20 protein-coding genes and 1 pseudogene are annotated in these 21279 nt (G+C 71.7%); 8 read left to right on the top strand and 13 right to left on the bottom strand.

Features of this window, described 5'->3' with window-relative positions:
* The first annotated feature begins 168 nt into the window (after positions 1-168).
* Both ACFU5F_RS36205 and ACFU5F_RS36200 read left to right on the top strand, forming a co-directional pair.
* Positions 169-936, top strand: coding sequence for a hypothetical protein (locus ACFU5F_RS36205; protein WP_383896896.1), 768 nt, complete (start codon positions 169-171; stop codon positions 934-936).
* Between the two features lie 243 nt (positions 937-1179).
* Positions 1180-1854, top strand: coding sequence for a sigma-70 family RNA polymerase sigma factor (locus ACFU5F_RS36200; RefSeq protein ID WP_383896893.1), 675 nt, complete (start codon positions 1180-1182; stop codon positions 1852-1854).
* An 87-nt stretch (positions 1855-1941) separates the two neighbouring features.
* On the opposite strand, the gene ACFU5F_RS36195 is transcribed toward ACFU5F_RS36200, so the two are convergent.
* Entirely contained in the window at positions 1942-3768 is a 1827-nt protein-coding gene (locus ACFU5F_RS36195; protein ID WP_383896890.1) for a prolyl oligopeptidase family serine peptidase, read from the bottom strand.
* Positions 3769-3898: 130 nt separating this feature from the next.
* Here ACFU5F_RS36195 and ACFU5F_RS36190 point away from each other — a divergent pair, with 130 nt between their 5' ends.
* Positions 3899-4291: a nuclear transport factor 2 family protein gene (locus ACFU5F_RS36190; protein WP_383896887.1), complete on the top strand. Its 393-nt coding sequence runs from the start codon at positions 3899-3901 to the stop codon at positions 4289-4291.
* Between the two features lie 74 nt (positions 4292-4365).
* Positions 4366-5319 (top strand): SURF1 family protein, encoded by a 954-nt coding sequence (locus ACFU5F_RS36185; protein WP_383896884.1) that lies wholly within the window; start codon positions 4366-4368, stop codon positions 5317-5319.
* Between the two features lie 51 nt (positions 5320-5370).
* Here ACFU5F_RS36185 and ACFU5F_RS36180 read toward each other — a convergent pair whose 3' ends face one another.
* The 4 genes from ACFU5F_RS36180 to ACFU5F_RS36165 all read right to left on the bottom strand — a co-directional run bounded on the left by ACFU5F_RS36180 (position 5371) and on the right by ACFU5F_RS36165 (position 11216).
* Positions 5371-6465 carry a hypothetical protein gene (locus tag ACFU5F_RS36180; protein ID WP_383896882.1) on the bottom strand — a complete coding sequence of 365 codons (1095 nt, stop codon included), beginning with the start codon at positions 6463-6465 and terminating at the stop codon, positions 5371-5373.
* Positions 6466-7199: 734 nt separating this feature from the next.
* The gene (locus tag ACFU5F_RS36175) at positions 7200-7877 is read right to left on the bottom strand and encodes a SigE family RNA polymerase sigma factor (RefSeq protein WP_383896881.1); all 678 of its coding nucleotides are present in this window, start codon (positions 7875-7877) and stop codon (positions 7200-7202) included.
* 568 nt (positions 7878-8445) lie between these two features.
* Complete coding sequence (locus tag ACFU5F_RS36170; RefSeq protein ID WP_383896878.1) at positions 8446-9513, bottom strand: aspartate-semialdehyde dehydrogenase; 1068 nt, start codon at positions 9511-9513, stop codon at positions 8446-8448.
* 422 nt (positions 9514-9935) lie between these two features.
* Positions 9936-11216 carry an aspartate kinase gene (locus tag ACFU5F_RS36165; RefSeq protein WP_005483785.1) on the bottom strand — a complete coding sequence of 427 codons (1281 nt, stop codon included), beginning with the start codon at positions 11214-11216 and terminating at the stop codon, positions 9936-9938.
* 354 nt (positions 11217-11570) lie between these two features.
* Here ACFU5F_RS36165 and ACFU5F_RS36160 point away from each other — a divergent pair, with 354 nt between their 5' ends.
* Positions 11571-12284, top strand: a complete 714-nt coding sequence (locus ACFU5F_RS36160) for a response regulator transcription factor (protein WP_383896875.1) — start codon at positions 11571-11573, stop codon at positions 12282-12284.
* The gene (locus ACFU5F_RS36155; protein ID WP_383896873.1) at positions 12281-13723 is read left to right on the top strand and encodes an ATP-binding protein; all 1443 of its coding nucleotides are present in this window, start codon (positions 12281-12283) and stop codon (positions 13721-13723) included. Before ACFU5F_RS36160 ends, ACFU5F_RS36155 begins: the two co-directional genes overlap by 4 nt.
* Before the next feature lie 82 nt (positions 13724-13805).
* On the opposite strand, the gene ACFU5F_RS36150 is transcribed toward ACFU5F_RS36155, so the two are convergent.
* The 4 genes and pseudogenes from ACFU5F_RS36150 to ACFU5F_RS36135 form a co-directional block, all read right to left on the bottom strand.
* Positions 13806-14306, bottom strand: a complete 501-nt coding sequence (locus ACFU5F_RS36150) for an SgcJ/EcaC family oxidoreductase (RefSeq protein ID WP_383896870.1) — start codon at positions 14304-14306, stop codon at positions 13806-13808.
* 331 nt (positions 14307-14637) lie between these two features.
* Positions 14638-15060 carry a Uma2 family endonuclease gene (locus tag ACFU5F_RS36145; protein WP_383896867.1) on the bottom strand — a complete coding sequence of 141 codons (423 nt, stop codon included), beginning with the start codon at positions 15058-15060 and terminating at the stop codon, positions 14638-14640.
* A gap of 4 nt (positions 15061-15064) precedes the next feature.
* Positions 15065-15256, bottom strand: a complete 192-nt coding sequence (locus ACFU5F_RS36140; RefSeq protein ID WP_383896864.1) for a DUF397 domain-containing protein — start codon at positions 15254-15256, stop codon at positions 15065-15067.
* Positions 15256-15919, bottom strand: a pseudogene (locus ACFU5F_RS36135) (DUF5753 domain-containing protein). Before ACFU5F_RS36135 ends, ACFU5F_RS36140 begins: the two are co-directional and overlap by 1 nt.
* Positions 15920-16335: 416 nt before the next feature.
* Here ACFU5F_RS36135 and ACFU5F_RS36130 point away from each other — a divergent pair.
* Positions 16336-17181 carry an alpha/beta fold hydrolase gene (locus ACFU5F_RS36130; RefSeq protein ID WP_383896863.1) on the top strand — a complete coding sequence of 282 codons (846 nt, stop codon included), beginning with the start codon at positions 16336-16338 and terminating at the stop codon, positions 17179-17181.
* Between the two features lie 45 nt (positions 17182-17226).
* Here ACFU5F_RS36130 and ACFU5F_RS36125 read toward each other — a convergent pair whose 3' ends face one another.
* The 4 genes from ACFU5F_RS36125 to ACFU5F_RS36110 form a co-directional block, all read right to left on the bottom strand.
* The gene (locus ACFU5F_RS36125) at positions 17227-18162 is read right to left on the bottom strand and encodes a M56 family metallopeptidase (protein ID WP_383896861.1); all 936 of its coding nucleotides are present in this window, start codon (positions 18160-18162) and stop codon (positions 17227-17229) included.
* Positions 18163-18404: 242 nt separating this feature from the next.
* Positions 18405-19067 (bottom strand): DUF5063 domain-containing protein, encoded by a 663-nt coding sequence (locus tag ACFU5F_RS36120; protein WP_383896858.1) that lies wholly within the window; start codon positions 19065-19067, stop codon positions 18405-18407.
* Entirely contained in the window at positions 19060-19659 is a 600-nt protein-coding gene (gene recR / locus ACFU5F_RS36115; protein ID WP_383896856.1) for a recombination mediator RecR, read from the bottom strand. The genes ACFU5F_RS36120 and recR overlap by 8 nt, the downstream gene beginning before the upstream one ends.
* A gap of 110 nt (positions 19660-19769) precedes the next feature.
* Positions 19770-20117 (bottom strand): YbaB/EbfC family nucleoid-associated protein, encoded by a 348-nt coding sequence (locus ACFU5F_RS36110; protein WP_383896853.1) that lies wholly within the window; start codon positions 20115-20117, stop codon positions 19770-19772.
* Positions 20118-20393: 276 nt separating this feature from the next.
* Between ACFU5F_RS36110 and ACFU5F_RS36105 the strand changes: the two genes are divergently transcribed.
* Positions 20394-21161, top strand: coding sequence for an SLATT domain-containing protein (locus ACFU5F_RS36105; protein WP_383896850.1), 768 nt, complete (start codon positions 20394-20396; stop codon positions 21159-21161).
* The last annotated feature ends 118 nt before the right edge of the window (positions 21162-21279 follow it).

Raw genomic sequence — 21279 nt, 5'->3', positions numbered from 1 at the left:
CTGTTGCGCTGCGAAGAGGTCCCCACGGGTCAGAAGACTGCCCCATACACCCGAGCGGTTTCTCAGTGATCCGGATCACAGTTGGCGGTGTGAGTGCGACGGCGGGTGGACATCCGTACTCAAGAGGGACGGGGTGACGACGGTGTCCGGATGCGAGGATGGGGCGCCATGACCGCAGGGTGGGGTTCGCGCACGGCACGCGCCGCGATGTTCGCGGCCGTCTGCGTGCTGCTCGCCGCCCTCGGCCACGTGATGATGTCGGGCAGCCACGTCCCCTGGTGGGCGATGGCCGTGGGGGCGGTCGTGACCGGTACCGTCGGCTGGTGCCTGGCCGGACGTGAGCGCGGACTCCTCCTGATCACCTCCGTCGTGGTCGCCACGCAGACGGCCCTCCACTGGGCCTTCGAACTGGCGCAGCCGCCCGTCCCCTCGGTCGCCGGCGGCCGTGCGGGCGCGATGGACCCGATGGGTTCGACGAGTTCGACGGACCTGATGGGTTCTGCCGGCGCGGCGGACTTCATGGGGTCGGGTTCCGCCCACCCGATGCACACGGTCCCCGCGGGTGCGGCCGGTCACCTGGGGCATGTGGACCACACCGGATACCTTCTGGACGGCCCGTCCGCGGCCTCCTCGTCGCTCTTGTCCTCGCTCGCGTCCCTGTACGCGTCCTCGTCCGGCATGCTCGCCGCGCACCTGCTGGCCGCGCTGCTGTGCGGGCTCTGGCTGGCGTACGGCGAACGCGCCGCCTTCGGGCTGCTGCGAGCCGTGGCCGGCTGGCTGGCCGCGCCGCTGCGGTTGTCGCTCGCGCTGCCCGTGGCCGTGGATCGGCCGCGCCCCCGGGTGCGCCGCGGCCGTGCGGACCGTTCCCCGCGCCGGCTCCTTCTCGTCCACGCGATCACCTCTCGGGGTCCGCCCGCCGGGACCGCTGTCATCTGACGACAGCCGGTGACCCGGGGCAGCCGACACGGCTCACGCCTCGGGCCTCGGCCGTACGACGCCCCCGCGCGTGCCCGTACGGCCGTCCTCCCTTCCTCACCGGACCGCCCGGCGCGTTCTCACGGACGCGCGCACCCGCTCTCCGACACGCCCTCCGGCCGTCGGTCGGCCCTTTCCGTCCATACGGCTGAGGGCTGAGTCACCGTGCGCGCCCCCGTGCCATGTCGGCGGTCCGGATCCCGGATGCCCCGAGAAGGACACCAGGTGATCACCCTTACTCCCCTTCCCGCGTCGATCCCTTCGGCCCGGTCCACCACCGACGAGTCCATAACCGCCTGGGCGCTGGCCGCCCGCGGCGGGGACCCGGAGGCCGTCGAACGGTTCGTCGGCGCGCTGCACCGTGACGTCCAGCGGTTCGTCGCCCATCTCTGCGCCGATCCCCAGGCGGTGGACGACCTGGCCCAGGACACGTTCCTGCGGGCCCTCGGCAGCCTGCACCGGTTCGAGGGGCGCTGCTCCGCGCGCACGTGGCTGCTGTCCATCGCCCGGCGGGCGGTGACCGACAGCTTCCGGTCCGCGGCGGCCCGGCCCCGGATGTCCGACGTGCCGGACTGGCGGCTGGCCGTCGAGCGCGCCCAGCCGCGCGGGCTGCCGGGGTTCGACGACGGTGTGGCGCTGACCGATCTGCTGGGCGCCCTGCCCGAGGAACGGCGTGAGGCGTTCGTCCTCACCCAGATGCTCGGGTTGTCCTACGAGGACGCGGCGGAGCTGGCCGGATGCCCCGTCGGGACAGTGCGGTCACGGGTCGCCCGGGCCCGGGCGACGCTCGTGCGGCTGCTGGCGGCGGCGGAGGGTGAGCGGGAGGGGGGCGGGCGGGAGGAGGGACTGGAGGACGAGCGCGTGCTGGTGGCGGCCTGACGTGGTTCCGCCCTCGTCCCCGCCCTCGCCGTCGTCACCCCTGCCCGGCACCCCGCGCCCTGACGGGCCGCGGGGTGCCCGCCGGTCTCAGGGGCGGCCTCCCAGGTGGCGCTCGGCGAAGTCCAGTTCCAGACGGAGCTGTTTGATCCGCTCGTCGACGACCAGGGAGCCGTGGCCGGCGTCGTAGCGGTAGACCTCGTGGACGGCGCCCCGGCCGGCCAGCCGGTCGACGTAGTTGTCGATCTGGCGGATGGGGCAGCGGGGGTCGTTGACCCCGGCGGAGATGTAGACGGGGGCCTTCACCGCGTCGACGTACGTCAGCGGCGACGATGCCTCGAAACGCTCGGGGACCTCCTCGGGCGTACCGCCCAGGAGGGTGCGGTCCATGGCCTTGAGCGCCTCCATCTCGTCGTGGTACGCGGTGACGTAGTCCGCGACGGGGACGGCGGCGATGCCGAGGGTCCAGGCGTCCGGCTCGGTGCCGAGGCCGAGGAGGGTGAGGTACCCGCCCCAGGAGCCGCCGGTGAGGACGAGCCGCTCCGGGTCGGCGAAACCGGAGCTCACCGCCCACTCCCGGACGGCCGCGATGTCCTCCAGCTCGATCAGGCCGACCCGGTGCTTGAGGGCGTCGGTCCAGGCGCGGCCGTAGCCGGTGGAGCCGCGGTAGTTGATACGGATCACCGCGTACCCGTGGTCCAGCCAGGCGGCCGGGCCCGCCGCGAAGGCGTCGCTGTCGTGCCAGGTCGGGCCGCCGTGGATGTCGAAGAGGGTCGGGTACGGGCCGGCCCCGGCCGGGCGCTGGACCAGGGCGTGGACGCGGCCGCCGGGCGTGTCCACCCAGACGTCCTCCACCGGCACCGAGCCGGGGGACTTCAGCCCTGGCGGGTCGAGGACCACCTCACCCGTGGTGGAGCGGACGACCGGCGGCTCGGCGGCCGAGGACCACAGGTACTCGACGCTGCCGTCGGGGCGGACCGTGGCCCCGGAGACGGTGCCACGCGGCGTGTCCACCCGCTCCAGGGCACGGGACGTCAGGTCGTAGCGGAACAGCTCGCTGCGGGCCTCGAAGCTGTGGGCGACGAGCAGGGAGGAGCCGTCCGGATACCACTCGGCGCTCAGGTCGCCGTCCAGTCGGCCGGAGAGTCCGAGGTCGGTCTCCTCACCGGAGGCGACGTCCCAGACGAGGGGCTCCCAACGGCCGCCCCGCTGGTGGCCGATGAGCAGCCGGGTGTCGCCGACCACGGGCGCGAACCCCAGCACCTCCAGGCCCAGTTCGACCGTGCCGCCCTTGGTGTCGTCGAGTTCGGCGACCGTCGTGCCGTCCGGCCGGACCACGCGCAGCGCCGAGTGCATCGCGTCGCCGTGCTCGGTGTGCTCGATCGCGATGAGCGAGCCGTCGTGCGAGAGGTCGCCGACACCGGCCGACTCGCGGTGCCGGTAGATCTCGACCGGGGCCTCTCCCTGGCGGGAGAGATGGATCGTGGAGCCGTCCTCGTCGGTGGAGCGGCCGACGACCGCCGTGCGGCCGTCGCGGCCGAGGGCCAGGCCCGCCGGGTACGAGGGGTCGAGGCCCGGGGCACCCTCCTCGTCGGGGCCGCCGTGGAACGGCTGACGGCGCCAGACACCGAACTCGTCGCCGTCCTTGTCGTCGAACCACCAGATCCACTCGCCGTCGGGCGAGAGCACGCCGTCCGTCGTGCCGTTGGCCCGGTTCGTGGCCTGGCGCTGCTCGCCGGTGGCGCGGTCCCACGCGTACAACTCGTACGTGCCCGTGGCGTTGGAGACGAACAGCGAGCGGTGCGGTGCGTCCTCCGCCCAGTCCGGAAGGGACACCCTCGGTGCCCGGAACCTCTTCTCCCAGTCGGGCATGGATCCGCTCTGCTGCTGCGGGGTGGCCCCGTTGCTCTCAGTCATGGCCCCATATTGCCCCGCCCCCACGACAATGTGCGGCCGAGGTCCCCAGCCTGTGGATAACTTCGCCCCGTGGCCACGCCCGGCGGGCACGTCCGGGCCGACTGTCAGTGGTCGGGCGCAGACTCGCCTCATGACCTCAACGACAGGTGGTGCCGATCTGCGCCGGACCGTGGAGCGTTTCTGGGCCGCGGCCGAGGGCCGGGACTGGACCGCGTTCGCCGGGACGCTGGCCGAGGACGTCGTGTACGAGCTCCCGCAGACGCGGGAGCGGATACGCGGCAGGGAGCGGTACGTGCGGTTCAACCGGGAGTATCCGGGTGACTGGCACGCCAGGATCGAGCGGATCGTCGCGGAGCCGGGGCGGGTCGTCAGCTGGACACACGTCACGGTCGGGGCGGAGGAGATGGACGCGATCTCCTTCTTCACCGGGGACGGCGAGGGCCGGATAGCGGCCGTCACCGACTTCTGGCCCGAGCCGTACGAGCCGCCGGCCGGGCGTGAGCACCTCGTCGAGCGTTACTGAGGCGGGCGCCACGGGGGCGGCGCGGGCCGACCCCGCAGCCGGGCTACCGGCGCGGGCACCGTACGGTGGACGGCGTGTACCGGTTTCTGCTGACGCCCCGATGGTGGGGGATCAACGTCTTCGTGCTGCTCGCCATCCCCTTCTGCGTGTTCATGGGGTCGTGGCAGCTGAGCCGCTTCGAGGACCGGATGCAGGACCACCGCGCGGCGACCGAGCGGATCGACCCGGCGGACCGGGCCCCGGCACGCCCGCTGGACGAGCTGCTGCCGGTGGACAAGGAGACCTCCGGCGAGGCGGTCACCGCCACCGGACGGTACGGCGAGCAGCTCCTCGTGCCGAACCGCGAGCTGGACGGCCGCAACGGCTTCTACGTGCTGACGCTGCTGCGCACCGACGACGGCAGGGCGCTGCCCGTAGTACGGGGCTGGCTGCCCGGCACCGCGCGGACCGACCGCGCCCCGGCCGCGCCCTCCGGCGAGGTCACGGTCACCGGTTCGCTGCAGGCGTCCGAGACCCCCGGGTCGAACGGTGTGCCCGTCCAGGGCGGGCTTCCGGCCGGGCAGACGTCGGCGATCAGCGCGGCGGCACTGGTGAACCTGGTACCGGACGACCTGTACGACGCCTGGATCACGCTCGACAAGGCCGACTCGGGAATGAAGGCCGTGCCCGCGACCGCGCCGCAGGACACCGGCCTCGACCTCAAGGCCTTCCAGAACCTCGGCTACACCGGCGAGTGGTTCGTCTTCGCCGGTTTCGTCGTCTTCATGTGGTTCCGCCTGGTCCGCCGCGAGGTCGAGTTCATCCGGGACGCGGAGCTGGGCCTGGTCCCGGACGCCGCCGACCAGCCGCGCGGGAACGGGACGGACGACCGCCGGCCCGACGCGCAGGACGGTACCGGCGACGCGGACGGCACCGAGAGGGGCAGCCCGAACGACGGCCGCCCGGACGAGGGTCGTTCGGACGACGGCCGTTCGGGCGAGGGCCGTTCGGACGAGGGCCGCGCCCGGGAAGCCGAGCCGGCCAAGTAGGAGGACCGGCGTCTCCCCTCATCCGCCGGCCCGTCCCGGTGGCCGCCCCGGTCAGGCGCCGGCCAACAGGCCCGTGCGGTAGAGGACGCCCGCGCAGGCGTTGGCGACGCCCGTGCTGAAGGTGGCGACGCCGCCCTCGGCGGTGTGCGAGACGAGGATGCTGCCGTCGACGGCGCCGTCCTCGGTGTACAGCTGGGTGGAGACGGAGTTGGAGCCGTCGGTGGTCGTACCCGGGGTCTGCTCGCCCGTGGGCGTCGGGTCGGGCGACGGATCCGTGCCGCCGGTACCGCCGCCGTCGGTCGTACCGCCGCTGGTGGTGGGGCAGGGTTCCGAAGGCACCCAGGCGAAGCGCACCTCGTACGCCGCTCCCGGCGCCAGCACCAGCTGCGCCACGGACAGCGACGGGTCGGGCAGTTCGGCCGCCGCGTCCCCCGTGACATGATCCAACACGGTGAGCTTCGCCGCGTCCGCCGCGCCCTGCGGGCTGACGCTCACACCGCCCGGGCCGCTGACCGTACAGCTCGTGCCGGAGACGTTGGAGACGCGGAACGAGCCGTAGACGGCGCCGCCGGAGTCCGGTGCGCCCACGCTGCCGCCGCCGCCGAGCTGGGCCGACGTGCACAGGCCGGAGGCAGCGGCCGTGGGCGTCGGCTGGGTGCCGCCCGCGGCGCCGTTGTTCCCGCCCTTGCCCTTGTTGTCGCCCTTGCCCTTGCCGCTGCCCTTGCCGGAGTCCTTCGAGCCGCCGGAGCCACCACCCGAGGCATCGTGTCCGCCGGTCTGCCCCTTGGACCCGCCGCCACTGCCCTGCGTCTGCGAGCCGTTGCCCGTGATGGTGGTGTCGAGGTTGGAGCCGGTGGAGTTGGAGACGTGGACGAGCGCGGGGATCGCCGTGCCGATGAAGAGCGCGGCGGCCGCCATGCCGACGACGGCCTGACGCTTGCGCGCCCGCCTCGCCGGTACCGCCCGCCGCAGATGCTCCAGCGTGCCGTCCCTGGGCTCGATCTCCGACACCGCCTGCTGCAGCAGGTTGCGCAGCACCAGCTCGTCGTCCGGCTCGAATCCGCCGGTGTCCTTCGGCCCCGAGCCGTTCGGCCGCGCCATACCGGACCCCAGGCCACCGGACCGCAGCACGTCCAAGAACGACACGTCGGCACCGGGCGCAGCCGCGCCGCCGGAGCCCTCGGCCGAGAGGTCCGCGTCCGAGCCCTGTGAGCCCTGTGAGCCCTGTGAGCCCTGTGAGCCTTCCGGACGCGAGCGGTCCGAACGTGCACCCTCCGCAGGCAGTTCACCTGAAGGCACGTCGCCCGAAGGCCCGCCGTCCGCAATCTGGTCGCCCGCAATCTCGTCGCCCTCGGGCGAACCCTCGGAGAGCGAGTCACCCGAAGTCACGTCCACGGCCACCGAACCCTCGGAGCCCTCCGGCGGCGCGTCCTTCGACGGCGCATCCTCCGGCATCGGCTCCTTCGACAGCGCGCCGGCCGATCGCGCGCCGGCAGGCGATGCGCCGGCGGACCGCGCGCCTTCGGTCGGCGCGCCCTCGGTCGGCGAGTCCGCCGACAGCGAGTCCGCCGACGGCGAATCGTCCGGAGTGCGGCCTTCGAGAGGCTGGCCCGTGGGGCGGGGGCCTTGTTCTTCGGGGCCGTGATTCACAGTTCCGTTCCCAGCGTGCGATTGCGTTTCTTCGTGCTCTTCGAGCCCGCGCCCCCCGACGCGCCCGTCCGGCCCGCGCTCGTCCGCGCGTGCTTCCCCGCGCTCCTCGGCGCGTTCGTCGTCGTCCCGGCGCGCCCAGGAGGCGCGCCTGCGGGCTCCGCGTTCATCCCGTCCGCCGCGACCGTCCTGCCCGTCGCGCCGGTCGGGCCCGTCGCCCTTGCCGTGCGTACTCATGCCGGCGCCTCCATGGCGACGCGCAGTGCCGCGATGCCCCGGGAGCCGTACGCCTTGACCGAGCCGAGCGAGATGCCGAGGGTTTCGGCGACCTGGGCCTCGGTCATGTCGGCGAAGTAGCGCAGCACGAGCACCTCGCGCTGGCGGCGCTGCAGCCCCTTCATCGCCTTGATGAGGGAGTCGCGCTCCAGCAGGTCGTACGCGCCCTCTTCCGCGCTGGCCATGTCGGGCATCGGCTTCGAGAGCAGCTTCAGACCGAGGATGCGGCGGCGCAGGGCGGAGCGCGAGAGGTTCACGACCGTCTGGCGCAGATAGGCGAGCGTCTTCTCCGGCTCGCGGACCCGCTTGCGCGCCGAGTGCACGCGGATGAACGCCTCCTGGACGACGTCCTCACAGGAGGCGGTGTCGTCGAGGAGGAGCGCCGCGAGCCCGAGGAGCGAGCGGTAGTGGGCGCGATAGGTCTCGGTGAGATGGTCGACCGTCGTGCCGGAGGCCGGCAGCGTCGACGTGTCGTCCGCGCCGTCGCGCTGGTTGGGTATGCGGGTCGGCCGCGCCGCAGGCATCGGCGCGATCACCGGCATGCCGCCGGCCGAACCGGGCAAGCGGGGACGGCGGGGTGGACGAAGGGCGGCGCCCCTCGTCTGTACCGCGGTGAATTCGAGTACCTCTGCCACGCCTGTTGGACCCGCGACCCCCCGTCGAGGTTGTACGTGGCAGCCATCTCTTTTACGTCAGATCGCACACGTGTCCGCATGACCTCTGCGCGGGCCGGTGCGGCGGACGCGCCCGACGGCACGCCGCGCTCAGCTGTCGGTACGGCCCACCGAACACCGGACAGCACGTCGAACGCCCTCATGCGTACCAGCTCTTCCCCTAAGCCCCGAGTGGTGGCGCCCAGCCCCGCCGAAGGGCGCCCGTGAAAGACGCTCCCCGCCCGCCGCGCGGTTGCGGCGGACGGGGAGGAAAAATCCTCGGTCCCCGGGAGGCCTGAATCAACCCGGAAACCCGACGACGGCGCGGCCGGAAAACCTCCGTCCGCCGAACCGTCGACTCGAAGAACTTACACGCCGCCACCGACAAAGGGGTCACTTGTTCGGGGCGAAGAACGACGGGCGCGGGGGCCGGAGCCGCCGGAAGGACCCCGGCCAGGCACCCGCCGGGCACCGGCCGGGCACCCGCCGGGCACCCGTGTGGGGCACCGGCCGGGCACTCGCCAGGCCCCCCACGAAAGGCCCGCACGCCCTACGCGCCCTTCACCACCAGCTCCGCGATCTGTGCGGCGTTCAAGGCGGAGCCCTTGCGCAGGTTGTCGCCGCAGACGAACAGCTCCAGGGCTGTCGGGTCGTCCAGGGCCCGGCGTACGCGCCCGACCCAGGTGGGGTCCGTGCCGACCACGTCGGCGGGGGTGGGGAACTCCCCCGCGGCCGGATCGTCGTAGAGGACGACCCCGGGTGCCGTGGCGAGGATCTCGCGGGCCTTGGCGACCGTGACCTCGCCCTCGAAGCGGGCGTGCAGGGTGAGGGAGTGCACGGTGAGGACGGGCACCCGTACGCAGGTCACGGCGACCGGCAGCTTCGGCAGTCCGAGGATCTTGCGGGACTCGTCGCGGACCTTCATCTCCTCCGAGGACCAGCCGTCCGCGCGCAGCGACCCGGCCCAGGGCACCACGTTCAGCGCCACGGGCTCCGGGAAGGGCCCGGTGTCGTCGCCCACGGCCCGCCGTACGTCACCGGGGGTGGTCCCCAGTTCCGTACCGGCGACCAGGGAGATCTGCTGCCGCAGGGTCCGCACTCCGGCCCGTCCCGCACCGCTGACCGCCTGGTACGAGGAGGCGACCAGCTCGCGCAGCCCGAACTCGGCGTGCAGGGCGCCGAGCGCCACGATCATGGAGAGGGTGGTGCAGTTGGGATTGGCGATGATCCGGCGCGGCCGGACTCGGGCGGCGTGCGCGTTGACCTCGGGGACGACGAGGGGCACCTCCGGGTCCATCCGGAAGGCGCCCGAGTTGTCCACCACGACCGCGCCCTTGGCGGCGGCGATCGGCGCCCAGTGCGCCGCCACCTCGTCCGGTACGTCGAACAGGGCGACGTCGACCCCGTCGAGTACCTCCTCCGACAGGGCCTGCACCTCGACCTGCTCACCCCGCACGGCCAGCTTGCGGCCGGCCGAGCGCGGGGAGGCGATCAGACGGATCTCGCCCCAGATGTCGGCTCGGTGGGACAGGATCTGGAGCATGACGGTGCCCACGGCACCGGTCGCGCCCACGACCGCGAGGGTCGGCCTGCCCGCCCGCCCGGCGTCGACGGCCATCACAGACCGCCGCCTTCGCACAGAACGGACACCGGAGAAAACCGCCCGGCGTGCGGGACGGCTGCAGGCGACCATCGCCGTGCGGGCGTGACGACCGCCGGCGACAACTGCCGCGCGTGCGGGACGACCGTCGGGGACGACCTCACTTCACGCAGGCCAGCCGTCGGCGACGACCGCCGTGCGTGCGGGACAGCCGTCAGGGACGACCGCCCGACGTGCGGGACAGCCGTCAGGGACGACCGCCCCGCGTACAGGCCGGCCGTCGAGGCCGGCCTTCCGTCGTGCAGGACGGTCATCGGTGACCGCCGCCTTCGTGCAGGACGCCCGCAGGGGCCGTCGTCTTCGTGCAGGACGGTCATCGGCGACCGCCCGCTTCCTGGATGACGGGCATCAGTGGCCGTCATCTCCGTGGACGACGGTCATCAGCGGCCCGTACCCCCGTAGACGACGGCCTCGTCGCTGTCGGAGTCGAGTCCGAAGGCGGTGTGCACGGCGCGCACGGCCTCCGGCACGTCGTCGGCGCGGGTGACGACCGAGATGCGGATCTCGGAGGTCGAGATCAGCTCGATGTTCACGCCGGCGTCGCTGAGCGCCTCGAAGAAGGAGGCGGTGACACCCGGGTTGGTCTTCATGCCCGCGCCGACCAGGGAGATCTTGCCGATCTGGTCGTCGTAGCGCAGCGAGTCGAAGCCGATGCCCGCCTTGTTCTTCTCCAGGGCGTCGATGGCCTTGCGGCCCTCGGTCTTCGGGAGGGTGAAGGAGATGTCCGTCAGGCCGGTCGTCACGGCGGAGACGTTCTGCACGACCATGTCGATGTTGACCTCGGCGTCCGCGATGGCGCGGAAGATCGCGGCGGCCTCGCCCGGCTTGTCCGGGACGCCGACGACCGTGACCTTGGCCTCGGAGACGTCGTGGGCTACTCCGGAGATGATGGCGTGCTCCACCTTGTGGTCCCCTTGCGACTCTGGCTTCTCGTTGCTGACCCAGGTGCCCGGCAGTCCGGAGAAGGACGAGCGGACGTGGATCGGGATGTTGTAGCGGCGGGCGTACTCGACACACCGGTGGAGCAGCACCTTCGAACCGGACGCCGCCAGTTCGAGCATGTCCTCGGAGGAGATCCAGTCGATCTTCTTCGCCTTCTTCACGACCCGCGGGTCGGCGGTGAAGACGCCGTCGACGTCGGTGTAGATCTCACAGACCTCGGCCTCCAGCGCGGCGGCCAGCGCGACGGCGGTCGTGTCCGACCCGCCGCGGCCGAGGGTGGTGATGTCCTTCTTGTCGGCGCTGACGCCCTGGAAGCCGGCGACGATGGCGATGTTGCCCTCGTCCAGCGCGGTCCGGATGCGCCCCGGCGTGACGTCGATGATCCGGGCTTTGTTGTGGACCGAGTCGGTGATGACGCCTGCCTGGCTGCCGGTGAACGACTGGGCCTCGTGGCCCAGGTTTTTGATCGCCATGGCCAGCAGCGCCATGGAGATACGCTCTCCGGCGGTCAGCAGCATGTCGAACTCACGCCCGGCAGGCATGGGTGACACCTGCTCGGCGAGATCGATCAGCTCGTCCGTCGTGTCGCCCATCGCGGAAACGACGACGACCACCTGGTGGCCGTTCTTCTTCGCTTCCACGATTCGCTTGGCGACGCGCTTGATGCCCTCGGCATCGGCTACGGAGGAGCCTCCGTACTTCTGCACGACAAGGCCCACGTGCGCTCCTCGCTCCGTTTCAGTCCCTAATTTCCGCACATGCGCACGCACTCGTACGTCGTTCATACGTCTTCGAGCGTGCTGCGGCGGTCGGCTCAGTCTAACGAGCGGCCGAATATCCCTTCCCTGGTATCGCATGGTGAGATGTCCCGCTCACCCTTTGATCACCTGGGTTTTCTCCGGACCTTCCACCGGTTTCACCCTGGCTTCTCGCCCGGACCTTCGGCCGCTCCGGGAACGTCTCTGCCCAGGCCGGCGCCGAACAGTCGGCGCGGACGGGGAAAAGTGCCTGGAGTCACACCGAGGGGCCCCGCGAAGAGGGAACGCAAACTTTCAAGCACTAAGGTCGTGGCCGTGCGCGTACTTCTGGTGGAAGACGACGAGCCGGTCGCCGAGTCCCTGCGACGTGGACTCCTGCGATACGGCTTCGAGGTGGAGTGGGTCAACACGGGAGGGGCGGCGCTGTCGTACGGCGGACCGTACGACGTCGTCCTCCTGGATCTCGGCCTGCCCGACACCGACGGACTCGACGTCTGCAAGGCCCTGCGGGACCGCAGCCAGGTGCCGATCATCGTGATCAGCGCGCGCAGCGACGAGACGGACCGCGTGGTCGGGCTGGAGCTGGGCGCCGACGACTACGTCTCCAAGCCGTTCGGCGTCCGCGAGGTGATCGCGCGCATAAGGGCGGTGATGCGCCGGGTGCAGCCGCGCGCCGCCGACGCGCCGCCAGCGGGTCCGGACCAGTACGGCGGCCGCCTCACCGTCGACCGGAAGGCCGCGCGCGTCCACCTCGACGGTACGGAGGTGGGGCTCGCCCCCAAGGAGTACGACCTGCTGGCCTTCCTCACCGAGGAGCCGGGCGCGCTGATGTCGCGCGAGCAGATCATGGAAGCGGTCTGGGACGCGAACTGGTTCGGCCCGACGAAGACGCTGGACGTCCACGTGGCGGCGCTGCGGCGCAAGCTGGCGGGGGCGATCACGATCGAGGCGGTGCGGGGCGTGGGGTTCCGGCTCATCGTGAACGAGGGCTCGGGCGCCGACGGCAGTGAGGGCTCCGGCGCGTCATGATCCGTCAGCTCATCCGCAGCTACGTACTCCTCGTGGCGGTGGCGATCGCCCTGTTCACCGTGCCGGTGGCGTTCACGCTCACGGACCAGCTTCGCGAGGACACCGGCCGGGCCCTCACGCGCGAGGCCAAGACCATGGCCCAACTGCTGGGCGCCGGCGACACCGCGTCCTGCGCGGCCCTGGCGAAGATGGCCGGGGCCTATCCGGCTGACGAGGAGGAGGTCGAGGTCACCGCGACCAACCGGTGTGCACGGGAGGGGCTGAAGGAACCGACGGCGGACGCGGCGCTGACCGAGGCCCTGGAGCACGGCAGGAGCACCGTCGACTGGGGCTCCGACCTCATCTGGGGCGACAACCTCGTGGTCACCGTCCCCGCCTTCGAGCACTCGCCGGACGGCGGGACCAGGACGGACGGCAAAACCGGAGCCGACGAGGGGACCGGGGCGGACGAGGGGACCGGGGCGGACGACGTCGTCGGCGCCGTCCGCATCAAGTTCTCCACCGACGACCTCACGGCCCGGCTCGGCCAGATCTGGGGCTTCCGGGCGGGGCTGGCGGTCCTGGTGCTGCTGGCCGCCGCGATCATCGGCGTCTACGCCGCCCGGCGCCTGACCGCGCCGCTGCGCCAGCTCAACGAGATGGCGAGCAAGATGAGCGACGGGGACCTGACGGCCCGCTCCCCCGTGACGGGCCCCCAGGAGACACAGACCCTGGCGCGGACGCTGAACCAGGCCGGCGAACGCCTCGACACGCTGATCGCCTCGCAGCGCATCTTCGTCGCCGACGCCTCCCATCAACTCCGCACCCCGCTCACGGCGTTGCGGCTGTCCTTGGACAACATCGCGGACGGCACGGACGACGAGTTCGTCCGCGAGGACGTGGAGCAGGCCACCGCCGAGGTGGTCCGGATGAGCCGCCTGGTCAACGGCCTGCTGGTGCTGGCGCGGGCGGAGGCGAAGGTGACGGCGGCGGAACCGCTGTCCCTCCGGGAGATCATCCAGGAACGTCTCGACGTGTGGAGACCGGCCGCCGACGAGCGCGGAGTCACCATCACGCTCAGGGGGAGTGCCGACGGCCGGCCGCTTGTGCTGGCCAGTCCCGGTCATCTGGACCAGGTCCTGGACAACGTGCTTTCCAACGCCCTTGAGGTCTCGCCGGACGGTGCGACCATCACGGTCTCGGTGGAGACCCGGGGCGACGAGGTGGTGCTGTCGGTGCTGGACGAGGGGCCCGGGATGTCGGACGCCGAGAAGTCCCGTGCCTTCGATCGCTTCTGGCGCGGTCAGGGCCTCACCGGGAAGTCCGGTTCGGGCCTCGGCCTCGCGGTCGTCAAGCAGCTCGTCACGGACGACAACGGGACCGTGGCCCTCAAGGACGCGCCCGGGGGCGGGCTGTGCGTCGCGCTCACCCTGCGGGCGGCGCGGCACGGGGGCGGCTGAGCGGGAAGAGACGGCTCAGCCGGCCCGGGGTGGCTGGGCCGGGGGGTCGAGCCCAGCCACGTCATGGGATCCGGCGGGCGGATCAGCCCTCGGGCATCATCGACGAGTGGTGGTTCACGATCTTCCACACGCCGTTGCGCTTCTCGTACTCGTAGGTGTAGCGGGCGTCGACGCGCCGCTTCTCGCCGGTCTTGGGGTCGGTGAGGATGAAGTAGTACGAGCCGGTGTCGATGGCCGAGTTGGCGTCCAGGACGTTGATGATCGTCTTGGTCTTCTTGCCGACCGGCTTGTTCTCCAGGAAGTGGTTGAAGTAGTCGACGATGCCGGCGCGGTCGGTGCGGATCTTGTTGGAGACCGTCGGCAGGAGCACCGCGTCCTTCGCGTAGCGGTCCGCCACCTTCTTGGAGTCGCCGGTCCGCAGCGTCTTGTTCCAGCCGTCGAACAGCGCCGCGATCTCCTTCTTGGAGGGCTTCTTCGGCGCGGCCTCGGCGCCGGCCATGCTGACCCCGGCGGTGACGGTGCCGACGGTGACGAGTGCGGTGGCGGTGACGATGGCGGCGCGTATGCGGTTCTTGCGGGTCATCGCGATCTCCTGTGCGAGGTTGGGGTGTTACTGCCTCCGCGTCGTGTGCGGTGGAAGTGACTCAAGATTCGCGTGACGCCGGTTAGGGGCCGTGCAGGAGACGTACAAGGGGCGGCCAGGGGCCAGCCAAAGCACGGAGAGTGACGGATCCATCGCTCGGCGAGAGGGATTTCCCCGCCGTGCGGCGGCTCATCGGACGGGACCGGACCGAGGCGAAAGCCGCCCACCATCCCGAACGCCTCACGTCAGCGGCACGAGTTCACGCTGACGTCCGACAACTGGCCTGTACGGTGCGGAAGGTGGCAAACGAGGGCCGTGCAGGTCGAAGGAGTCAGTCCACGTACTCCTTGAGGTGCACGGTGTCCAGGGTGACGTTCACCGGGGCGGGCAGCTTGACCGTGGCCCCGAAGGCGAACGTCTCCGCGTGCCGGTAGCGCCCGCCCTCCGGCTGGTTGAACACGACGACCGAGCAGTCGTCGCGGTCGATGAGGAGGTGGACGGGAATGCCCTCGGCCGCGTAGCCGTCCGGCTTCTCGACCCGGTCACGCTGACGCGTGTCGGAGCCGTGCGAGGTCACTTCCACGACCATGAGGACGCCCTGCGCATCAGACCAGTGTCCATGCCCCTTCACGAAGCCGAACGGCGGGAGAACGCCGTCCGGGCGGGCCCGCCCCTTGCGGTACTCCTCGATCTTCATGCCCCGGTTCCCGTAGAGCCACAGCTCGGGCCGGTGTTGCATGCACAGCCGCTGCAACGGCTCAAGCTCCGGGCTGACCTGCGGCGATGAAGGCGGCCCAGGCGGAGGCGGGGAGGGTGAGGGTGGGGCCGGTGGGGGTCTTCGAGTCGCGAACGTGGACCGTCAAGCGCGCGTTGGACAGGGCGACTTCGACGCAGTCGCCGCCCTCGTTGTCGCTGTGGCTCGACTTGAACCACGCCAGCTGGTCACTCATCACTCGTCCACCATCCGCTCGATGAAACGGGCCGATTCAGCGAGGCTGAGGGCCTGCGCGCGGATCATGCTCAGCCGCTCGCTCACGCGACTGACAATGCTGGGATCGGCAGACAGTTCGCTGACGAACGGCCCTTCCGTGAAGGCGAACCGCTCGTGGTCGTGGGTCTCCAGCAGCACCATCGACCCGATGAGGGCGTCGCTGATGACGCGGTCGAAGGGCAACACCTGCACCATGACGTTGCGTAGGCGGGCGACCTCCAGCAGCCGGTGCAGTTGCTCGGTGTCGACCTGCGGCGCGCGCAGCACAGCCTCGTAGACGACGAAGCTGAAGGCCCCCGGCGGCTTGCGGTCCGTGAGGATGGCTTGCCTCTCCATCCGGGCCCCGATCCGTGCCTCCACCGTGTCCTCGTCAAGAGGCGGAAGCCGGTTCTCGATCAGGGCACGCGTACCCCCTGGTCTGCAACAGCCCCGGGACCAGCGCGACCTCGTAGGACCACCGGCTGATCGCTTCCCTCTCCCGCTCCATGAAGTCCTGCGCCCGCGCCGGAAATTTCTCCCGCTGCAAGTAGTCCTTGGCCGAACTCAGCAACCCCTGCGCGCCACACAACTCATCCGCCACATCCAGCACCCGCGGGGTCGGCATCCGTACCCCCTGCTCCATGGACTTGATCGTGTCCGGCGAGCGGTTCGCGGCCTCGGCCAATTCCTTCGCGGCTCACGTTCGCCTTCGTGCGCCAGCGCTTCATCTGGTTGCCGCCGTACCGCCAGGCGACCGGCGAGGGGGAGTTGTACTGGGCTGACACCGCGCGCGCCTCCGACCGATACACACCGGCGTGTATCACCTCAGTCACTACCGAGCGTAGTCACCCCTCGCCACCATGTGACCATGACGAACGCAATTCACCGGCCCTCGTGGGTACCGGTAGCGCAGGGTCACCTACGTCGGCATCCCGGTCCTCGACGGCACCACGTATCCGCTGCGCTGGTACTCCGAGCCGACGCCTCACACTCCTTACGTGGAACCGGAGTCGCTGCACGCCGCAGTGACGACGGCGTTCCATGGGGTAACAGACAGCCATGAGCGAAGTGCTGCTGACTGAGAGTTTCCGTGGTGCGTCGGGGGCCGTGCGGTGGGGCACGATCGGGGAGGCCGGGCAGGAACCGGTCGTGCTCTGCCACGGCACCCCCTTCTCCTCCTACGTCTGGCGCGGCATCGCCCAGGCGCTGGCCGACACCGACCGGTACCAGGTGTTCGTGTGGGACATGCCCGGGTACGGGGAGTCGGACATGCACACCGGTCAGGACGTGTCCCTGGCCGCGCAGGGACGGGTCTTCGCGGAGCTGCTGGCGCACTGGGGGCTGGACGAACCCTTCGTGGTGGCACACGACTTCGGCGGGGCCGTCGCGCTGCGGGCCCACCTGCTGCACGGCGCCCGCTACCGCGCGCTCGCCCTCGTCGACCCCGTCGCGCTCGCCCCCTGGGGCACGCCCTCCTTCCGGCTGCTCGGCCGGCACGCCGAGGTCTTCGAGCAGCTACCGCCCGCGCTGCACCGGGCCCTGGTGCGGGAGTACGTCGGTTCCGCCAGCGGCCCCGGCCTGCACCCGACCGTCCTCGACCGGCTCGTCCAGCCGTGGCTGGGCGAACACGGGCAGCCCGCCTTCTACCGGCAGATCGCCCAGGCGGACCAGGCCCACACGGACGAGATCCAGCACCTGTACGGGGAGATAGGCGTCCCGGCCCTGGTGTGCTGGGGCGAGGAGGACGGGTGGATCCCACTGGCGAAGGGGCGGGAGCTGGCCGGTCTGCTCCCCGGCGCGCGCTTCGAGCCGATCGCCGGTGCGGGGCACCTCGTGCAGGAGGACGCCCCCGCCGAACTCACCGCCGTGCTCCTGGACTTCCTCCAGGAGCAGCAGCCGGACTAGGGCCCTTCTGACGGATCTCCGCGGCGTCGCGCCGTCCGAAGGGCCCTAGAGCGTTCCCAGCGCCGGGGCGAACGCGATCAGCAGCGGGAGGAGGGCGAGGAGCGCGGCGGCCGTGGTGGTGGCCGCGCGGCGGGTGCGGTCCAGGCGGGGCGGCGGCTCCAGCAGCCGCTCGACCCGGTCGCCCAGCAGGCGGCGGGTGTTGGAGCAGCTCAACACGCCCCGGTGCTGGTTGAGTTCGATGAGGGCCAAGGCCGTGGTCAGGTGGCCGCAGCGGCGGGAGGCCGTGTCGTCGGCGGCGAGTTCGACGAGGCGGTGGGTCTGGTCGGCGAAGTGGGCGAAGAGGGGGACGCGGGGGAAGCCCGTGGCGAGGGCGGTGGAGAGGTGGAGCAGCCAGTCGTGGCGGGCGCGGGCGTGCCCGAGTTCGTGGGCGAGCACGGCGTCCAGTTGACGGTCGCTCAGCTTGCCCAACGCACCGGTGGTGACCACCAGTTGGGGCGGGGCTCCCGGCATCAGCCACGCGTCCGGGTACTCGTCCTCCAGGACCAGCAGCGGACCCTTCGTCTGCGGCAGCCCGGCCGGCAGGTCGGGCGCGCGCTCCCGCAGGTGCGCCCGGCGCAGTTGCCGGCGGCGCCGGGCGTCGACCAGCTCCCGGGCCAGCATCGCCCCGCTCCAGGCCGCTCCCAGAGCCAGCGCGAGCGTCAGCACGGCCGTCCAGGGCGGCGCTGCCGTGAGGTCGTACGCGGCGGTCACGGCCGGGGGCGCGGGCGCGAAGGCATGGATGCGGACCGTCTCGAACACCGCCGCCGCGCCCAGCACCAGCGCCGCGAGACAGCTCAGCAGCGCCGCCGCGACCAGGCACTGCCAGGCCCACAGCGCGACCACGGGTTCCCGCTCGGGCCACCCGGCCTTCAGCAGGGTGCGGGGGCCCAGCACAGCGGCGGTCACGGCCACGGCGGCGAGAAGGAGCAGGACAACGGTCACGTCACTGGGTCCGGTTCCTGTCAGGGGTGCGAGGGGACTGCGCGAGGAGCGTCGGAACGTCGTACGAGGACGGTGCCTACGCTACCGCCGCCGCCCCCACCCGCAGGACCCTCCGCGGGAGCACTTTTCGTCACGCTTCCGCCGCGCGCCCCGGTCACCTGCGACGGAGAAGGGCCCCGTCCGGCGACGGACGGGGCCCGATGTCCCTGCGCAGAGGTCCGGCGCGCGGCGGGCGCGCGGGGCTACTTCACCTTCCGCAGCCCCAGCGGCCCCGCGATCTCCTCCGCCATGACCTGGCCCGCCTCGAACTCCAGCGTCTCGTCGCCCATCAGTTCCTGGTCGGTGTCGAGGCCGTTCAGTTCGGCGAGGGGCTGGTTGAGGCGGACGTGGGCGACCAGGGACTGCAGGGCGCGGAGCGTCGCCGACGCCGTGGAGCCCCAGTTGGAGAAGTAGGAGAACTGCCACCACCACAGGGCCTCGGTGGTGCGGCCGGCTCGGTAGTGGGCCATGCCGTGGCGGAGGTCGGCGACGACGTCGGCGAGATCGTCGGAGATCCGGGCGGGGACCGGCGCCTTGCGGGGCTCGTAGGGGTCGAAGACCTCGGAGTAGACGTCGACCGGCTCCAGCATCAGGGCGAGGCGTTCGCGCAGTTCGTCGACGTCCGTCTCGGGGCCCGGGTCCGGCTCGTAGCGCTCGTCGGGGACGATGTCCTCGTGTGCGCCGAGACGGCCGCCGGCCAGGAGCAGCTGGGACACCTCCAGCAGGAGGAAGGGGACGGCCGAGTCCGGCTCGTCACCCTTGGCCACCTCGGTGACGGCGACCAGGAAGCTCTCGATCTGGTCCGCGATCTGGACCGCGAAGTCGTCCGGGTTCAGGTCCGTCGCGTGCAGCGTGGCGTCAGACATCCAGCAATCGTCTCCCCTCGAAGGCGCGGCCGAGGGTCACCTCGTCCGCGTATTCCAGGTCGCCGCCCACCGGGAGGCCGCTGGCCAGGCGGGTGACCTTGAGGCCCATGGGTTTGATCATGCGGGCGAGGTACGTGGCCGTTGCCTCGCCCTCGAGATTCGGGTCCGTGGCCAGGATCAGCTCGGTGACCGTGCCGTCGGCCAGGCGGGCAAGCAGCTCCCGTATGCGCAGGTCGTCGGGGCCGACGCCCTCGATCGGGCTGATCGCGCCGCCGAGGACGTGGTACTTGCCCCGGAACTCGCGGGTGCGTTCGATCGCCACGACGTCCTTCGGCTCCTCCACGACACAGATGACCGTGACGTCACGGCGGGAGTCGCGGCAGATCCCGCACAGCTCCTCCTGCGCGACGTTGCCGCAGGTCGCGCAGAAGCGGACCTTCGCCTTCACTTCGAGGAGCGCGTGCGCCAGCCGCCGTACGTCCGTCGGCTCCGCCTGCAGGATGTGGAAGGCGATCCGCTGCGCGCTCTTGGGACCGACGCCGGGCAGCCGCCCCAGTTCGTCGATGAGGTCCTGGACCACGCCTTCGTACACGGACTGCCGTCCTTCCTGGTGTCATTCAGTACGTACCGTAGTCGGCCGCCGCCGCTCCGAGGAAGGCGGTACGGGGCACGGATGGGGTCGGACAGGGGTCGCGGAGGCGCTCAGAAGGGCAGGCCGGGAATGCCCGCGCCACCGCCGCCGAGGCCCTGGGCGAGGGGGCCCAGTTTCTGCTGCTGGAGGGTCTGGGCGTTCTCGTTGGCCGCTTGGACGGCCGCGACGACCAGGTCGGCGAGGGTCTCGGTGTCCTCCGGGTCCACCGCCGCGGGGTCGATCTTCAGCGCGCGCAGTTCGCCGGAGCCGGTGACGGTGGCGCGCACCAGGCCGCCGCCCGCCTGACCGTCGACCTCCGTACGCGCGAGCTCCTCCTGCGCTTTCGCCAGGTCCTGCTGCATCTTCTGGGCCTGCTGGAGCAGCTGCTGCATGTTGGGCTGGCCACCACCGGGGATCACGTTCAGCTCCCTCGCACGAGTACAGACGGGCGTCACCGTCCACCGACGGGGCGTCACCGTTCACGTTCTTACGGTCGCCCCGAGCCTACGTGGTCGGCCCGGCCCGTGCCGCGCCACTCTTTCGAGTGAGTCAGCGGGGATTCGTATATCTGATCAAGGGCATCTTCCAGAGGAAAAGCGGTGAAAACACCATCTTCGCCACCCATTGGGCGGTAGGAAGGGGTCCGGCCGCGTCAGGGTGGTGCGTGAGCGCCGTACGTACGTAGGGAGTGCCGGGTGAGCCAGCCGGAGATGCAGCCCGAGGGGGGACCCCAGGACGGGCGGGGTGAGGGGTCCGGGCTGTGGGCGGAGCCGTGGTCGTCGGCGACCGGGCCGTGGGTGGGGGATCTGGCAGGACGGCCGTTTCCGCAGGGGGACTGGGGGGCGCCGGCGGAGCGGCTGGAGGAGTTGTACCACTGGGTCGAGCGGGCGGCCCTGGAGACAGCCGCGTGGTATCTCGCGGACCGGGTGTGGAAACGGGTGACGGCGCGGGTGCTGCGGATCGGGGCGGCGGCGGGGGCGCTCACCGGAGCGGCGCTGCCCCTGCTCGACCTCACGGGGACGGTGGGCGGGGCGGCTCCCTGGGGGTATCTCGCGCTGTTGACCTGTGTGGCGTGTGTCGGGGTGGACCGGTTCTTCGGTATCACCTCCGGGTGGATGCGGGACGTCGCCACGGCGCAGGCGGTGCAGCGGCGGCTGCAGATGCTGCGGTTCGACTGGGCGTCCGAGAGCGCGCGGGAGGTGCTGGGACCGGCGGAGGGGACGGCCGGGGAGGCCGCGGAGCGATGTCTCGGGGTGCTCCGGCGGTTCTCCGAGGACGTGACGGAGCTGGTGCGGGCGGAGACGGCGGACTGGATGGTGGAGTTCCGGACGGGTCCGGCTCCGCTCGGCGTGCAGGTCGGGGGCCCGGTGGCACGGCCCGAGGTCAACGGCGGCGGACGGGTGCCGATGCCGCCGGGGGCGCGGCCGAACATGCCTCGGCAGCGGCCGCCGGAGGCGCGGTAGCGGCGTGGCCGGGGCGGGTGCGTGCGTGGCCGGGTGCGTGCGTGGCCGGGTGCGGGTCCGGTGGGGCTTCTCGCGCCGTTCCCCGCGCCCCTGAAAAGCACGGGGCTGCGCCCCGTGC

The sequence above is a fragment of the Streptomyces sp. NPDC057438 genome (assembly GCF_042802995.1).
Taxonomy (GTDB): domain Bacteria; phylum Actinomycetota; class Actinomycetes; order Streptomycetales; family Streptomycetaceae; genus Streptomyces.
Note: the sequence above shows the minus strand (reverse complement) of the source record. Positions and strands in the feature narration are given on the sequence as shown.

Coding starts and splice junctions, on each gene's coding strand:
- ACFU5F_RS36205 (WP_383896896.1), top strand. CDS start 169: ATGACCGCAGGGTGGGGTTCGCGCACGGCACGCGCCGCGATGTTCGCG.
- ACFU5F_RS36200 (WP_383896893.1), top strand. CDS start 1,180: ATGCCCCGAGAAGGACACCAGGTGATCACCCTTACTCCCCTTCCCGCG.
- ACFU5F_RS36195 (WP_383896890.1), bottom strand. CDS start 3,768: ATGACTGAGAGCAACGGGGCCACCCCGCAGCAGCAGAGCGGATCCATG.
- ACFU5F_RS36190 (WP_383896887.1), top strand. CDS start 3,899: ATGACCTCAACGACAGGTGGTGCCGATCTGCGCCGGACCGTGGAGCGT.
- ACFU5F_RS36170 (WP_383896878.1), bottom strand. CDS start 9,513: ATGGCCGTCGACGCCGGGCGGGCGGGCAGGCCGACCCTCGCGGTCGTG.
- ACFU5F_RS36155 (WP_383896873.1), top strand. CDS start 12,281: ATGATCCGTCAGCTCATCCGCAGCTACGTACTCCTCGTGGCGGTGGCG.
- ACFU5F_RS36150 (WP_383896870.1), bottom strand. CDS start 14,306: ATGACCCGCAAGAACCGCATACGCGCCGCCATCGTCACCGCCACCGCA.
- ACFU5F_RS36140 (WP_383896864.1), bottom strand. CDS start 15,256: ATGAGTGACCAGCTGGCGTGGTTCAAGTCGAGCCACAGCGACAACGAG.
- ACFU5F_RS36130 (WP_383896863.1), top strand. CDS start 16,336: ATGAGCGAAGTGCTGCTGACTGAGAGTTTCCGTGGTGCGTCGGGGGCC.
- ACFU5F_RS36120 (WP_383896858.1), bottom strand. CDS start 19,067: ATGTCTGACGCCACGCTGCACGCGACGGACCTGAACCCGGACGACTTC.